Annotated in this window: 15 protein-coding genes; 3 read left to right on the top strand and 12 right to left on the bottom strand. The window is 73.0% G+C overall.

What is annotated here, in order from left to right; all coding sequences use genetic code 11:
* Positions 1-199: 199 nt before the first annotated feature.
* From QOZ86_RS13370 to dapE, 4 genes are read right to left on the bottom strand one after another with little or no spacing between them, the layout of a single operon-like run.
* Positions 200-652, bottom strand: a complete 453-nt coding sequence (locus QOZ86_RS13370; protein ID WP_284492467.1) for an SRPBCC family protein — start codon at positions 650-652, stop codon at positions 200-202.
* Positions 645-1,013: a DivIVA domain-containing protein gene (locus QOZ86_RS13365; RefSeq protein WP_284492466.1), complete on the bottom strand. Its 369-nt coding sequence runs from the start codon at positions 1,011-1,013 to the stop codon at positions 645-647. The genes QOZ86_RS13370 and QOZ86_RS13365 overlap by 8 nt, the downstream gene beginning before the upstream one ends.
* A 1-nt stretch (position 1,014) precedes the next feature.
* On the bottom strand, positions 1,015-1,842 hold the full coding sequence (locus QOZ86_RS13360; protein WP_284492465.1) for an LOG family protein: 828 nt from the start codon (positions 1,840-1,842) through the stop codon (positions 1,015-1,017).
* The gene (dapE, locus tag QOZ86_RS13355; RefSeq protein WP_284492464.1) at positions 1,839-2,951 is read right to left on the bottom strand and encodes a succinyl-diaminopimelate desuccinylase; all 1,113 of its coding nucleotides are present in this window, start codon (positions 2,949-2,951) and stop codon (positions 1,839-1,841) included. The genes QOZ86_RS13360 and dapE overlap by 4 nt, the downstream gene beginning before the upstream one ends.
* Before the next feature lie 202 nt (positions 2,952-3,153).
* On the opposite strand from dapE, the gene dapD reads away from it, so the two are divergent.
* Positions 3,154-4,134, top strand: coding sequence for a 2,3,4,5-tetrahydropyridine-2,6-dicarboxylate N-succinyltransferase (gene dapD, locus QOZ86_RS13350; protein ID WP_284492463.1), 981 nt, complete (start codon positions 3,154-3,156; stop codon positions 4,132-4,134).
* 100 nt (positions 4,135-4,234) lie between these two features.
* Positions 4,235-4,915, top strand: coding sequence for a hypothetical protein (locus QOZ86_RS13345; RefSeq protein WP_284492462.1), 681 nt, complete (start codon positions 4,235-4,237; stop codon positions 4,913-4,915).
* A gap of 24 nt (positions 4,916-4,939) precedes the next feature.
* On the opposite strand, the gene dapC is transcribed toward QOZ86_RS13345, so the two are convergent.
* A complete protein-coding gene (dapC, locus tag QOZ86_RS13340; protein WP_284492461.1) occupies positions 4,940-6,046 on the bottom strand; it encodes a succinyldiaminopimelate transaminase in 1,107 nt (368 codons plus the stop codon).
* A gap of 11 nt (positions 6,047-6,057) precedes the next feature.
* A complete protein-coding gene (gene fdxA / locus QOZ86_RS13335; RefSeq protein ID WP_284492460.1) occupies positions 6,058-6,384 on the bottom strand; it encodes a ferredoxin in 327 nt (108 codons plus the stop codon).
* A gap of 221 nt (positions 6,385-6,605) precedes the next feature.
* Here fdxA and QOZ86_RS13330 point away from each other — a divergent pair, with 221 nt between their 5' ends.
* Positions 6,606-9,449 carry a bifunctional diguanylate cyclase/phosphodiesterase gene (locus QOZ86_RS13330; protein WP_284492459.1) on the top strand — a complete coding sequence of 948 codons (2,844 nt, stop codon included), beginning with the start codon at positions 6,606-6,608 and terminating at the stop codon, positions 9,447-9,449.
* 46 nt (positions 9,450-9,495) lie between these two features.
* On the opposite strand, the gene QOZ86_RS13325 is transcribed toward QOZ86_RS13330, so the two are convergent.
* The 6 genes from QOZ86_RS13325 to QOZ86_RS13300 are packed head-to-tail and all read right to left on the bottom strand — an operon-like array spanning position 9,496 to position 14,771.
* Complete coding sequence (locus tag QOZ86_RS13325; protein ID WP_284492458.1) at positions 9,496-9,924, bottom strand: hypothetical protein; 429 nt, start codon at positions 9,922-9,924, stop codon at positions 9,496-9,498.
* Positions 9,921-10,817 carry an N-acetyl-1-D-myo-inositol-2-amino-2-deoxy-alpha-D-glucopyranoside deacetylase gene (gene mshB, locus QOZ86_RS13320; protein ID WP_284492457.1) on the bottom strand — a complete coding sequence of 299 codons (897 nt, stop codon included), beginning with the start codon at positions 10,815-10,817 and terminating at the stop codon, positions 9,921-9,923. The genes QOZ86_RS13325 and mshB overlap by 4 nt, the downstream gene beginning before the upstream one ends.
* Positions 10,814-11,842, bottom strand: a complete 1,029-nt coding sequence (locus tag QOZ86_RS13315; RefSeq protein ID WP_284492456.1) for an ABC transporter ATP-binding protein — start codon at positions 11,840-11,842, stop codon at positions 10,814-10,816. Before QOZ86_RS13315 ends, mshB begins: the two co-directional genes overlap by 4 nt.
* The gene (locus QOZ86_RS13310; RefSeq protein ID WP_284492455.1) at positions 11,835-12,863 is read right to left on the bottom strand and encodes an ABC transporter ATP-binding protein; all 1,029 of its coding nucleotides are present in this window, start codon (positions 12,861-12,863) and stop codon (positions 11,835-11,837) included. The genes QOZ86_RS13315 and QOZ86_RS13310 overlap by 8 nt, the downstream gene beginning before the upstream one ends.
* Positions 12,863-13,855, bottom strand: a complete 993-nt coding sequence (locus QOZ86_RS13305; protein WP_284492454.1) for an ABC transporter permease — start codon at positions 13,853-13,855, stop codon at positions 12,863-12,865. The genes QOZ86_RS13310 and QOZ86_RS13305 overlap by 1 nt, the downstream gene beginning before the upstream one ends.
* Positions 13,848-14,771: an ABC transporter permease gene (locus QOZ86_RS13300; protein ID WP_284492453.1), complete on the bottom strand. Its 924-nt coding sequence runs from the start codon at positions 14,769-14,771 to the stop codon at positions 13,848-13,850. Before QOZ86_RS13300 ends, QOZ86_RS13305 begins: the two co-directional genes overlap by 8 nt.
* Positions 14,772-14,925 lie beyond the last annotated feature (154 nt).

The following is a 14,925-nucleotide window of genomic DNA, read 5'->3' as shown; positions in this document are numbered from 1 at the left end:
CGTTGTGCACGCCCCCCATCCTCACCGACCGGGGACGGCGCCCCGCAGGCGGCTACGGCGGTAGCCTGCGCGGGGACGGGATCACCGGGGTGATCAGCCAGCGGTTGCGACAGCTCGAGACCGCCTGCCCCGCCCCACCGGGCATAGGAAGCTATACCTATGGATTCGATCCCGAATCCGTAGGCATAGCTTCCTATGCCTAGAACGTGCGGGCGAAGGCGGCGAAGCGCTTCAGGGACAACCGGATCCCCGCGAGGGCGAACGGCTTGACCAGCACCCAGCCGAGCTGCCCGAGCAGGCCGTACGGCAGCCACAGCCGCTCGGTCCAGACGAAGGTGCTGTGCTCGCCGCGGGGCTCGATCTCGAAGATCCCGGGGCCGCGCACCAGCCGGCCGGTGTGCTGGACGACGACCCGCCGCGGCGGGTCCCACTCGGTGATCACCATGGTGTCGAGCAAGCCGACGTGGCTGCCGCCGGGCAGGGGGAGCCCGGTCCGCGCGGCCAGCCGGCCGCCGATCCCCTGGGCGGGCCCGTCGACGGTCCGCACATCGGTCGCGAGCATCCACTCGCCCTGCCGGGACCACGCGGTCAGCGCCGCCCACACCCGCTCCGGCGGCGCGTCCACGTCGATCCGTTCGACGACCTCACGCATCGCGGTCTCCTTCTCCGTCCGACGACGCGACCCCGGGGTCGGTCGGTGTCTCCAGCTGGGTGCGCGCGGCGAGCTCGGCGCGCAGCGCGGCGAGCTCCGCGTCCCGCTCGTCCAGGGTCTGCGACAGCTGGTCGAGCAGCCAGTCCACCTCCACCATCCGGTATCCCCGGACCGTCACCGCGATGCGCAGCGCCCGGACGTCGTCGGAGGTGACCCGACGGTCCTCGGGCAGCTCGACCGGTGACCGGTCGGGCTCGGCCGGCGGCTGGGTCTCCCCCCGCCCCAGGAGCAGCGCGGCGACCAGGAACAGCACCCCGCCGACCAGCAGGACGGCGACGACGAAGACGACGAAGGACAGCACCTCAGGCGTCGGAGGGCCCGGTGGCCGGGCCCTGTCCCCCGCTGCCGTTCAAACCGGCGCGACGGGCCGCGTCCGCCGCCCGGATGGTCGCCACGGCCTCGGCGACGTCGTCGGTCACGGTGAACAGGTCGAGGTCGCCCGCGCTGATCGTGCCCTCGGCCAGCATCGTGTCGCGGATCCAGTCCACCAGGCCCGACCAGTACGCGGTTCCCAGCAGGATCACCGGGAAGCGGGTGACCTTGTGGGTCTGCACGAGCGTGAGCGCCTCGAACAGCTCGTCGAGGGTGCCGAAACCGCCGGGCAGGATCACGAAGGCTTCCGCGTACTTGACGAACATCGTCTTGCGCACGAAGAAGTAGCGGAACGAGATGCCGACGTCGACCCACTCGTTGAGCTCCTGCTCGAACGGCAGCTCGATGCCCAGGCCGACCGACATGCCACCTGCCTCGGAGGCGCCACGGTTGGCGGCCTCCATCGCGCCCGGGCCGCCACCGGTGATCACCGCGTAACCCGCCTCGACCAGCGCGGCGCCGAGCTCCACGCCGGCCGCGTAGTGCGGGTGGTCGCGGGGTGTCCGGGCGCTGCCGAAGACGCTGACCGCCGGCGGCAGCTCGGCGAGGAGACCGAAGCCCTCGACGAACTCGGAGGTTATCCGCATCACGCGCCACGGATCGGTGTGCACGAAGTCCGCCCCGCCGCTGCGGTCGAGCAGCCGCTGGTCGGTGGTCGTGCCCTGGTTCTGCGGGTCCGGCTCGCTCCCGCGGAGCATCACCGGCCCCTTGTGGCGGATCCGGCGCGAGCGGTGGCCGTCGGACGGCGGGGTGGTCATGAGCTGCTCCCGGACAGGTAGGCGGTCAGCGCGTCCACGGCCGGCTGCAGCCGATCGACCAGGACGTGCTCCTCGCGGGTGTGGGCCAGCTGGGGGTCCCCGGGCCCGTAGTTGATCGCCGGGATGCCGAACGCGGCGAACCGGGCGACGTCGGTCCAGCCGAGCTTGGCCCGCGCCGGGCGGCCCACCGCGGCGACGAACGCGGCCGCGGCCGGTTCGGCCAGGCCGGGGAGCGCTCCCCCGGCGTTGTCGACGACGGTGAGCGTGGCGCCGGAGGAGATCGCGTCGGCGAAGACCTCCCGGACGTGCGCCTCCGCGGCGTCCTCGTCCCGGTCGGGGGCGTAGCGGAAGTTGACGGTGAGGGACGACTCGTCGGGGATGACGTTCCCGGCGACCCCGCCGGAGATGCCCACCGCGTTGAGGCCCTCGCGATAGGTGCAGCCGTCGATCTCCACCTCCCGCGGCCGGTAGGCGGCGAGGGAGGCCAGTGCTCCGGACAGCCCGTGGATGGCGTTCTCCCCCAGCCAGCTGCGTGCGCTGTGGGCGCGGCGGCCCCTGGTCTCCAGCACCGCGCGCAGCGTGCCCTGGCAGCCGGCCTCGATCTCGCCGTCGGTCGGCTCGAGCAGGACGGCGAGGTCGCCGTAGAGCCAGCCGCGGCGTTCCCGGGCCACCCGGCCGAGACCGTTCTTGACCGACTCGACCTCCTCGTTGTCGTAGAAGACGAAGGTCAGGTCGTGCGCGGGCTGCGCGCCGGGGACGCCGAAGACCGCTGCGAGCCGCAGCATGACCGCGTCGCCGGACTTCATGTCGCTGGTCCCGCAGCCGTAGAGCCGGCCGGTGGCCTCGTCGAGCCGGCTGGGCACGTTGTCGGCGATCGGCACGGTGTCCAGGTGGCCGGCCAGCACCACCCGGGTCGGCCGGTCGAGGTCGGTGCGGGCGAGGACCGCGTCGCCGACCCGCTCCACCTCCAGCCCGCCCAGGGCACGCAGCGCGGCCTCCACCGCGTCGGCGAGCGGGGTCTCGCTGCCGGACACCGAGGGCGCGTCGACCAGGGCTCGGGTCAGCGCGAGGACGTCGGAGGAGAGGTCGAGGTCTGGCTGGGCGCTCACGGCTGCCGAGCCTAGTGAAAGGACCTGGCTGCCCCCCGAGACCCGCTGCCGCTCGCCCCGGGTCCCTGCAGCCAGGCCGCTCCAGCACGTCACCCGCCCCCCGCCCCTCGCACGCTCGCGGCGGGTCCCTGCGCAAGGGCCGCTCCAGCACGTCACGGGCCGGCCACCCTGGCGCGGAGTGCGGCTGGGTAGCGTCGTCGTCGTGACTGACGCAGCGTCCGCTCCCTTCTCCGCCGTAGCCGCCGGTCTCGCGACCGTCACCCCCTCCGGCACCGTGCTCGACACCTGGTACCCCGAGCCCCGGCTCGGCGCGCCCGCGGGTGTCACCCCGGGGACGACGCGGCTGGGCGCACTGGAGCTGTCGGGTGAGCTCGGCCCCGACTACGGCGGTCTGGTGCGCCGCGACGAGGCGCGCGGGGTCGAGGTCATCGCCGTCCGCACGGTGATCGCCGACCTCTCCGCCGCCCCGGTGGACACCCACGACGTGTGGCTGCGGCTGCACCTGCTGTCCCACCGCCTGATCAAGCCGCACCAGGCGAACATGACCGGCGTCTTCGGGCTGCTGCCGAACGTGGCCTGGACGAGCGCGGGCCCGGTGGAGGCCGCCGGGTTCAACGCGCACCGGCTGCGTGCGGCCGTCGGCCACGTGACCGTCTTCTCGGTGGACAAGTTCCCCCGGATGGTCGACTACGTCATCCCGTCCGGGGTACGCGTCGCAGACGCCGACCGCGTCCGCCTGGGCGCGCACCTCGCCGAGGGCACGACGGTCATGCACGAGGGCTTCGTCAACTTCAACGCCGGCACGCTCGGCCCGTCGATGGTCGAGGGCCGGATCAGCGCCGGGGTCGTGGTCGGGCCCGACAGCGACATCGGCGGCGGGGCCTCCATCATGGGCACGCTGTCCGGGGGCGGCACCCAGGTGATCTCCATCGGCAGCGGGTGCCTGCTGGGCGCCAATGCCGGCATCGGCATCTCGCTCGGCGACGGTTGCGTCGTCGAGGCCGGTTGCTACGTCACCGCCGGATCGCGGGTGTCGCTGCCCGACGGCTCGGTGGTCAAGGCCAAGGAGCTGTCCGGCCGCGACGGCCTGCTGTTCCGCCGCAACAGCGTCAGCGGCGCGCTGGAGGTCGTCGTCCGCGAGGGCACCTGGGGCGCGCTGAACGCGGAGCTGCACGCCAACTGAGAGAGGACCGCCCTTTCCCCCCGCCTGGCAGGCTCGGCGCGGACCCTGAAGGGCGGCCGTTCCAGGAACCGTCCAGGAACCGGACCTACAGTCGCAGACGATGACCAGCGCCCGCTCTGCGACGCACCCCGCCGCGGCCCGGACCGGGTCCCGACCACGCCCGCGCACGGGTGCGCACGGCCGCGGTTCGGCGCGCCGGAAGCCGGTCCGGCGGCCGGCGCGGAAGCGACGCCGCTCGCCCCGCCGCGGCGGCGTCGGCGGGATCGCCCGCTGGTGGCCGGCGCTGCTGATCGCGGCGGTACTCGTCGCCGGGGCCACCTGGGGCACGGAGCGAGCCCCGGCCGCTGGTGCGTGCCCCCTGCCCGGCTCGTCGGTGACCCTCACCGCCGAGCAGCTGGCCAACGCAGCCACCATCGCGGAGGTGGGACGCTCTCGAGGGCTGCCGGAACGAGCCGTCGTCATCGCGCTGGCCACGGCGATGCAGGAGTCGACGCTGCGCAACCTCGACTACGGCGATCGGGATTCGCTGGGCCTGTTCCAGCAGCGCCCCTCCCAGGGCTGGGGGACGCCGGAGCAGGTGCAGGACCCCGTCTACGCCGCCGGCATCTTCTACGACCGGCTGGTGCAGGTGCCCGGCTGGGAGACCGCCCGGCTCACCGCCGCCGCCGATGCCGTGCAGCGCTCGGCCTTCCCCGAGGCGTACGAGAAGCATGGCCCGCTGGCCACGGAACTCGCCGCCGCGCTGACCCCGTCGGCAGGCACAGCCGGGATCTGCCCCTGACCCACCTCGGCCACGCTGGACGGGTCAGCTGGCCAGCCGCTCGACCGCCGCGTCGATCCGCTCGTCGGTGGCGGTCAGGGCCAGCCGGACGTGCCGGGCGCCCGCGGGACCGTAGAAGCTGCCGGGTGCGGCGACGATCCCGAGGGCGGCCAGCCGGTCGATGGTGACCCAGCAGTCCTCGTCGCGGGTGGCCCACAGGTACAGCCCGGCCTCGGAGTGGTCGATCCGCATGCCGGCGGTCCGCACCGCGGCCGCCAGCCGCTCCCGTCGGCTGCGGTAGCGCTCGCGCTGCGCGTCGACGTGCGCATCGTCGCCGAACGCGGCGGCCATCGCGGCCTGGACCGGACCCGGCACCAGCAGACCGAGGTGACGGCGCACCTCCCACACCCGGCGCACCAGCACCGGGTCGCCGGCGAGCAGGCCACCGCGGTACCCGGCCGCGGTCGACTGCTTCGACAGCGAGTGCACCGCCAGCAGGCCGGTGTGGTCCTCCCCCGCCACGGCCGGGTGCAGGATCGACCGCGGCGCCACGTCCCAGCCGAGGGTGATGTAGCACTCGTCGGCCACGACCGGGACGCCGTGGGCACGCCCCCATGCCACCCACGCGCGCAGCTGCCCGTCGGTCAGCACCCGCCCGTGCGGGTTCCCCGGCGAGTTCAGCCAGACCAGGGAGATCCCGGCCGCCTCGGCCGGCGGGGTGTCCGCACGGCGCACCGCCAACCCGGCCAGCACCGCACCCACCTCGTAGGTGGGGTAGGCGACCTCCGGGACGAGCACGGTGCTCGCACTGCCCTGCAGGCCCAGGAGCGTGGGCAGCAGCGCCACGAGTTCCTTGGAGCCGACCGTCGGGATCAGCGACGGGTGCGCACCGAGCGGATCGGCGACCTGGACGCCCAGGCGCCGCAGGAGCCAGCCCGCCGCAGCCGTGCGAAGTGCGGCGGTGCCCAGGGCGGTCGGGTAGCCGGGTGCGTCAGCGGCGTCGGCGAGAGCCTCGCGGAGCACGTCGGGGGTGTCGTCGACCGGAGTGCCGATCGACAGGTCGACCACGCCGCCGGGGTGCCGGGCCGCCCGGCTGCGCGCCCCCGCCAGGGAGTCCCACGGGAAGTCCGGCAGGGCCCGGGAAGGCCCCACCGGCGCAGCCGTCAGTGTTCTTCGCCCTGCGGCGGCAGGGCGGCCACGAGGGGGTGGTCCTTACCGATCTTGCCGGTCTTCGCGGCCCCGCCGGGGCTCCCCAGATCGGAGAAGAAATCCACGTTGGCGTTGTAGAAGTCCTTCCACTTGTCCGGGACGTCGTCCTCGTAGTAGATCGCCTCGACCGGGCACACCGGCTCGCACGCCCCGCAGTCGACGCACTCGTCGGGGTGGATGTACAGCATCCGGTCGCCCTCGTAGATGCAGTCCACCGGACACTCGTCGATGCACGCCTTGTCGAGAACGTCGACACATGCCTGGGTGATGACGTAGGTCACGAAGTTCCCTCCGGGGGAGGTTCGGGCAGCGCAACCGGCCGGAACCGGAGCAGCAGGATGGACACCTAGTATCACCTCTCCCGCCCGACGCCGTTCGACGGGCCACCGGGACGTCCCCCGGCCGGGGAGGGCACGGCGGGCTGCGGACGTCGACCTCCCCCGACGGGGGGAGGCTCCGGGGCCCGGCTCAAGCACCAGGCTCGGACGCCGATCGTGATCATGTGTCCCAGACGTCGCATCCCCCGGCTGCGCCGCGACGCCGCTCGCCCGCCTCGCCCTACGACGCCCAGTCCGCGCTGGAGCACCTCCTCGGCCGGCTGCGCTCGTCGTCCGGGGCCACACGGGTGTCCGTGTGGGTGCACGAATCGAGCACCGAGCTCGTGGTTCCCTTCCGGCAGGCGTCGTGCCCGGGTCCCCAGGTCCCGATGCACCCGGCGCTGCGCACGCCCGCGTTCGTCTCCGACTCCCCCTTCCTCTCCGCCGTCATCACCAGCCGCCAGTCCGTCGTCGCCCGCGCCGACGGGCGCCGGGCCGCCGACCGCCAGCTGGCCGAGGTCGGCATCCGCTCCGCCCACGGCGAACCCCTGGTCCTCGACGACGAGGTCGTCGGCGTCCTGACCGTCGAACCCGCGGCCGCTGCCGCGCCGCACCTGCTGCGCCAGGTCCTCCCGAAGCTGGCGGCCGCCCTCACCGAGGCCTGGACCCGCCGCTCGGAGCAGCGCCGGCTGGAGCAGGGAACGGTGCTCCTCCGGCTCATCGAGTCCGCCGCCCAGGCCCAGTCGATGGACCATCTGCTCGGCTCGGCCTGCCGGCAGCTCGCCGAGCTGGGCGAGGTCGAGCGCGCCTGCATCTTCCTGCTCGAGGACGGCCGGCTGGTCCCCCGGATGGCCGCCTACGCCGACGGCCGGCGGGATCTGGCCACCTGGCAGCAGTTCCGCAACGCACCGGTCGCCCTGGAGCTGGCCGAGACGGTCCTTCGCACCGGCACCGTCATGACCGCCGACCGATCGTCCGAGCTGGTCGCGGGTTGGTGGGTGGACTCCTTCCAGATCGCCTCCGCGCTGGCGGTGCCCCTGGGCCGCGGCCAGGAACTGGCCGGCGTGCTGACACTCGACAGCACCCAGGTCCGCCCGTTCTCCGAGGCCGTGCGCCGGCTGGCCGCCGCGGCCGGGGCCCACCTCGGCGGCGTCGTCGAGCAGGCCCGCACCAGCCAGGCGCGGGCGGCCTCCCTGACCACCGCCCGGATCGTCCGGCAGCTGCTCGTCGACGGCTCGGCGGTCACCGGGGCCGCGGAGGCGGCCGAGGTGCTCGCCCGCGCCGTCCAGCGGCTGGCCGGGACCGACCGCAGCGCCGCGTACCTCGTCGACGAGGCCGGCCTGTTCAGCCAGGTTCGGCACGTGGACTGGTCCGACAGGCACGAGCAGGTGATCCGGGACCAGGTCATCGGCCGAGCCGCCAGTGACATCCCGCTGTGGCGGCTGACCGCCGAGCAGCAGCGACCCGTCTTCGTGGAGGACGCAGCAGGCAGCGACCTCCTCGGCCCACGGCTGGTGCGCGACTTGGACCTCGCCTCCTACGCCAGCGTTCCGCTGCTCTCCGGTGACCGCCTGCTCGGCATGATCGTGACGGGCGCGGTCACCGAACGACGGGTCTGGAGCCCCGCGGTCCGGGAGGCCGTCCGGCAGGTGACCCTGGAGGGCTCGCTGGTGGTGGAGAACGCCGAGCTGCGGGCCGCCGAGCAGCGACGGCTCGTGCAGCTGGCCACCGAGGCGCACCACGACCCCCTCACCGGACTGGCCAACCGGCGGCGGTTCATCGAGCAGGTCGAGTCCACCGTCTACGCCGACGGCGAACCCCGGTGCGCCCTGCTGATGATCGACCTGGACCGGTTCAAGGAGATCAACGACAGCTTCGGGCACAGCGTGGGCGACGACCTGCTCTGCCTCGTCGGCCCCCGGCTCCAGGACGTCCTGCACGACGGGGACCTGCTCGCCCGCATGGGCGGTGACGAGTTCGCCGTCCTGCTGCCCGACGCGGACGCCGGACGCGCGCGGGAGGTGGCGGAAAGCCTGGGCGCCGGGCTGCGCGACGCCTTCGTCCTGGACGGGATGGCGCTGCACGTCGACGCCAGCATCGGCATCGCCCTGTGCCCCGACCACGGACGTGACCGGTCCCTCCTGCTCGCGCGCGCCGACACCGCGATGTACGCGGCCAAGCGGGGGAAGCACGGCTACGAGATGTGGGCGCCCGACGGCACCCCTGCCTCGCGGGACCGGCTGGAGACCCTGGAGCAGCTGCGGGCGGCGCTCGACAGCGAGCAGCTGGACAACCACTACCAGCCCCAGCTCGACCTGCGCACCGGTGCGGTCGTCGGGGTCGAGGCGCTGGTCCGCTGGAACCACCCGGACCGCGGCCTGCTGTACCCCGGCGTCTTCCTGCCCCTGGCCGAGCAGGCCGGGCTCATGCGCCGGCTGGCCCTGCGCGTGCTGGAGCGCGCCCTGCGCGACCTGCAGACCTGGCGGGCCCAGGGGCACGCCATCTCCGTCGCGGTGAACCTGTCGGTCTCCAACCTCCAGGACATCGCCCTGCCCGAGCAGGTGGAGATGCTGCTCGACGCCTGCGACGTGCCGGCCGGGGCGCTGGTCCTGGAGATCACCGAGGACGTCCTCATGGCCGACGCCGCGCGCAGCCAGCAGGTCATGGCCGGCCTTCGCCGGCTGGGCGTGCGGCTGTCGATCGACGACTACGGGACCGGGTACTCCTCGCTGTCCTACCTGCGCGCACTCCCGGTCGACGAGCTCAAGCTCGACCGCAGCTTCGTCACGCACCTGACCACGGATGCGCGCGCCGCCGCGATCGTGCGCAGCACCCTCCAGCTCAGCCGCGACCTGGGCATGAGCATGGTGGTGGAGGGCGTGGAGGACGCCGACTCCCTCGCCGCGCTGCGCGAGTGGGGCTGCGACATCGCGCAGGGGTATCACATCTCCCGGCCCATGCCGGCCGAGCGGGTGCCGTCCTGGTTGACCAGCCGTCCCGTCCCGGCCGCCCTGAAGCCGCGCGGCTGACCCCAGGGGGCGGAGACCGGTCCCTGGCGCTACGCCCGGGCGTGCTTCACCGGGCACCGCCGCTACCGCTACCGGACGGCGCCGTCACCCGAGCCGGCCGCCGCGGGGCCCCGAGGACCAGACCCACACCGAAGGCGGCGGCCAGCACCCCCAGGAGCAGGAAGGCCGTGTTGACCATCCCGGTGGCACCCCCGGCGACCAGCAGGAGGTCCCCCTCGGGCCGGCGCACCATCGCGGCCACCACCACGAACAGCCAGCTCGCGGCGGGGAGGACGGCGGCCACCTTCGATCCGGACAGCCTCAGGGCCGCGGAGACCAGCAGCAGGTTCCCCACCACGGCGGCGGCCACCGACACCGGCACCAGCACTCCCCCCACCCGGAGGGGGAGCCAGAAGACCTCCACCAGCGCCAGCCAGGAGGAGACGGCAACGGCGCAGAGCCCCCAGCCGGCCACCGCCCACCGCGCTCCGGTCATCCAGGAAGCCCGGCGAACAGGTCGTCCTCCCAGCCGTGCCCGGTCCCGGCCGGCCCGGGCACCCCGTGGACCAGCCGGTAGTACTCGGTGCCGAGGATCTGCTGCCCCAGGTCGTTCGACAGGGCGAAGAACTTCCCGTCGACGGTGATCTGCGTGGCATGCGCCCGCATGGCGGCGGCCTTCCGCCCGACGTGCTGATCGGCGTCCACCGCCGTCGTCACCTGCTCGTCGGGCACCGCGAACGGCGCGTCTTCCACGGCGTCGGAGCGCTGGAACGGCACCTGCTCCCCCGCGGCGGCCAGCGCCCGGGCCCCCTCCCGGACGACCGACCGCGGGACGCAGGACCAGTACACCTTGGCGACCTCCCAGGGCGCACCCAGGTGGGGCCGGAACGCCGGGTCGGCGGCGGCCTCCACCGCGCGCATGGCGACGCGGTGGGCCTGGATGTGGTCGGGATGCCCGTAGCCGCCGTCGGGGTCGTAGGTGACCACCACCTGCGGTCGCATCTCGCGGACGACCGCGACCGCGTGCCCGACCGCCTCGGTCGGGTCGGCGTTCCAGAAGGCGCGCGGGTGGTCGTTGGCCGGCGTCCCGATCATCCCTGAGTCGCGGTACCGACCGGCGCCGCCGAGGAACCGGACGTCCTCGACACCGAGTTCGCCCATCGCGGCACGCAGTTCGCCGATCCGGTAGCCGCCCAGCTGGTCGGCCTGGTCGGCCGCCAGCCGGGCCAGCTCCGGGACGATGATCTCGCCCTCCTCGCCCAGCGTGCAGGTGAGCAGCGTGACCGCAGCACCCTCGGCGACGTAGCGCGCCATCGTGGCCCCGGTCGTGATCGTCTCGTCGTCCGGGTGCGCGTGGACGAGGAGCAGCCGCCGGGACACCCCCGTCATTCCGTGGGAACCACGTGGCGTGCCTCGGCGAAGTGGCACGCCGACGGGTGACCCTGCCCGCGGTCCACCAGCGCCGGCGGCTCCTGCGCGCAGATGTCCTCGGCCTTCCAGCAGCGGGTGCGGAACCGGCAGCCCGAAGGCGGATTGGCGGGGCTGGGCAGGTCGCCCTGCAGGAGGATCCGCTCCTTCTGCCCGCGCAGGTGCGGCTCGTGCACCGGGACCGAGGACAGCAGCGCCTGGGTGTAGGGGTGCGAGGGCGATCCGTAGACCTCCTCGTGGGTGCCCTCCTCCACGACGCTGCCCAGGTACATCACCGACACCCGGTCGGAGATGTGCCGGACGACGGACAGGTCGTGGGCGATGAAGATGTAGGAGAGCCCCATCTCCTTCTGCAGGTCCTCCAGCAGGTTCACCACCTGCGCCTGGACGGAGACGTCGAGCGCCGAGACGGGCTCGTCGCACACGATGATCTCCGGGCGCAGCGCGAGGGCCCGGGCGATACCGATGCGCTGCCGCTGCCCGCCGGAGAACTGGTGGGGGTAGCGGTTGACGTAGTCGGGGTTGAGGCCGACCCGCTCCAGCAGCGCCCGCGCCTCGGCGCGCCGCTGCTTGGCCGGGACGATGTCGCGGTGCACGTCCCAGCCCTCGGCGACGATGTCACCGACCGTCATGCGCGGGTTGAGCGACGAGTAGGGGTCCTGGAAGATGATCTGGACCCGCCGGCGGTAGTCCTTGAGCTGCCGCGCGCTCATGGCCGCGACGTCCTTGCCGTGGAAGCGGATCTGCCCGGCCGTCGGCTTCTCGAGGCCCATCAGCAGCTTCGCCACGGTGGACTTGCCGCAGCCGGACTCGCCGACCAGCCCGAGGGTCTCCCCCCGCTCCAGGACCAGGTTCACCCCGTCGACGGCGTGCACGTGGCCGACGACGCGGCGGGCGATGATCCCCGAGGTCAGCGGGAAGTGCTTGACGAGGCCGTCGACCTCGAGCAGGGGCGCCTCGCCCTGGGTCCGGACCACGTCAGGCACCGAGAACCTCCTCGCGGTAGTGGCAGGCGCTGTCCCGGCCGGGGATCCGGACCGGCAGCAGCAGCGGCACGTCGTCCCGGCAGTTCTTGCCGGGCGGCGCGTTCTCGAGCACCCGGCGCGGGCAGCGGGGGTGGAAGGAGCAGCCGGCCGGGATGCGGGACAGGTCCGGCGGGGTCCCGACGATGGGGCGCAGGCGGGTGCCCTTGCTCTCCACCGACGGGATCGAGGCCATCAGGCCCTCGGTGTAGGGGTGCGAGGGCCGGGTGAAGACCTGGTCGACCGTGCCGGTCTCCACCACGCTGCCGGCGTACATGACCACCACGCGATCGGCGACCTCGTTGACCACGCCGAGGTCGTGGGTGATCAGCAGCAGCCCCATGCCGGTCTCCCGCTGCAGGTCCTTCAGCAGCTCCATGATCTGCGCCTGGACGGTCACGTCGAGCGCCGTCGTCGGCTCGTCGGCGATGAGCAGCTTGGGATCGAGCGCGAGGGCCATGGCGATCATCACGCGCTGGCGCATGCCGCCGGAGAACTGGTGCGGGAAGGCGTTCGCCCGCTGGCGGGCCTCGGGGATGTTGACCCGGTCCAGCAGCTCGACGGCGGCCGCCTTCCCCTCCTTGCGGCTGGCGCCGCGGTGGGCGCGGAACATCTCCGCGATCTGGTGGCCGACGGTGAAGACGGGGTTCAGCGAGGACAGCGCGTCCTGGAAGATCATCGCCACGCCCGGACCGCGGACGGCGCGCTGCTCCTCCGCCGAGGCGGTCAGCAGGTCCCGCCCCTCGAACAGCACGCGGCCACCGGTGACGAAGCCGGGCGGCGAGTCGAGGATGCCCATCACCGCCTGCACGCTGACGCTCTTGCCGGACCCCGACTCGCCGAGGATGGCGACGGTCTCACCGCGGTGGACCTCGTAGCTGATGCCGTTGACGGCGTTCACCACGCCCTTGGGCGTGCGGAACTCGACGGTGAGGTCGTCGACCTGGAGAACGGGGTTGGCGGACGTCGCCGCGACTGCTGTCATCACCGGAGCTTCGGGTCGAGGGCGTCGCGCAGGGCGTCGCCGATGAGGATGAAGGACAGGACGGTCAGGGACAGGAACGCACTCGGGAAGAAGATGAGGTGCGCGGCGTCCCGCAGCCGGTTCTGCGCCGAGTTGATCTGCAGCCCCCAGGAGATCTCCGGCAGCTGCAGGCCGATGCCCAGGAAGGTCAGCGTCGCCTCGGCCGCGATGAGCGTCCCGATGAAGATCGTCGAGTAGACGAGCACCGGAGCGATCGCGTTGGGCAGGATGTGGCGGAGCAGGATGCGCGGGGTGGAGGCGCCCAGCGCCCGCGCTGCCTGCACGTAGTCGGCCTCCTTCACCGACACCACGGTCGAGCGGACCAACCGCATCGCCGTCATCCAGCCGAACACCACCAGCGCCAGCGCCACCTCCTTGATCCCCCGGTCGGGCAGGACCGCCAGCAGGATGAAGGCACCGAGGATGAGCGGGAGCCCGTAGAAGATGTCGGTGATCCGGGCCAGCAGGCCGTCGATCCAGCCGCCGTAGTAGCCGGCCAGCGCCCCGACGACGACACCGATGACCAGGGTGCCGAGCATCGCCAGGAAGCCGATCGCCACCGAGATGCGGGCACCGTAGACGACGTTGGCGTAGTAGTCGCAGCCCTGCACGTCGAAGCCGAACCACGCCGCCGCGCTGGGGCCCTGCGCCGACCGCGACAGGTCGCAGTCCCGCGGGTCGGCATTGGTGAACAGCTGCGGGAACAGCGCCATGACCAGGAAGACGGTGAGCAGGACCGCGCCGACGATGAAGAACGGGTTCCGGCGGAGGCTCTTCCAGGCGTCCGACCAGAGGCTGGCCTCGCCGATCTCCGGACCGGCGGCCTTGGCCTCGAACGTCGTGTCCGCCCACTCGTCGGTCCGCTGGACGGTTCCCGACCGGCTGCCGATCGGCTCCGGCCCGTGGTCCAGCTCCCCGGCCCGCCGCGCGGCGTCGGAGGACTTGTCAGTCATAACGGATCCTCGGGTCGAGGAGGGCGTACAGGACGTCCACCAGCAGGTTGAAGAAGATGTAGAAGAAGACGAACAGCGTCACGATGCCGACGACGACGGCACCCTCCTGGCGGAGGACCGCGTCGTAGACCGCTCGTCCCAGGCCGGGGATGTTGAAGATCGACTCGGTCACGATGGCGCCACCCATCAGCGCCCCGATGTCGGCGCCGATGAAGGTCACCACCGGGATCATGCTGTTGCGCAGGGTGTGCTTGCCGATCACCACCGACGGCTTGAGCCCCTTGGCCCGCGCCGTCCGGACGTAGTCCTGCCGGAGGTTCTCCGCGAGGCTGGTCCTCGTCAGTCGGGCCACGTAGGCCAGCGACAGGCTGGCGAGCACCAGACCGGGCAGGACGTAGCTGAACCAGCCGTCGTTGATGCCGGACGTCGGGAAGAGGCCGAGCTTGAGCCCGAACAGGAACTGGGCGATGAAGCCCAGCACGAACACCGGGATCGAGACGATGAGGGTCGTCGAGATCAGCACCAGGTTGTCGAAGAAGGAGCCCCGCCGGATCCCGGCGAGGATGCCGGCCACCAGGCCGATGACGGCCTCGAAGATAACCGCCACGAGCGCCAGCTTGGCGGTGACGGGCAGCCGCTGGAGGATCGTGTCCTGCACCTCGCGGCCGGAGAAATCCGTGCCGAAGTCACCCTGCAGCAGGCCGCTGACGTACTTGACGTACTGCAGCCACAGCGGGTCGTCGAGGTTGTACTCGTCGCGCAGCGCCGCCTGGACCGCCGGCGACAGCGGCCGGTCACCGGCCAGCGCGCGGATGGGGTCACCGGGCAGCGCGTAGACCATCGCGAAGATGAGGAACGACGCGCCGATGAGCACCGGGATGGTGAGCAGCAGGCGTCGGGCGACGAAGCGGCCCATGCGCTGCCTCCTGATTCGTGGAAGGGCCTCGGGGACGGGTGAGGCGCGGGGAAAGCCTAGGGACCCCGGACACGGCGGTGGGGGGGGGGGGGGGGGGGGGGGGGGGGGCGGCGGGGGGGGCCGGGGGGGGGGGGGGGGGCGCGGGGGCGGAGGG

The organism is Blastococcus capsensis, assembly GCF_030165005.1.
Classification (GTDB): domain Bacteria; phylum Actinomycetota; class Actinomycetes; order Mycobacteriales; family Geodermatophilaceae; genus Blastococcus; species Blastococcus capsensis.
Note: the sequence above shows the minus strand (reverse complement) of the source record. Positions and strands in the feature narration are given on the sequence as shown.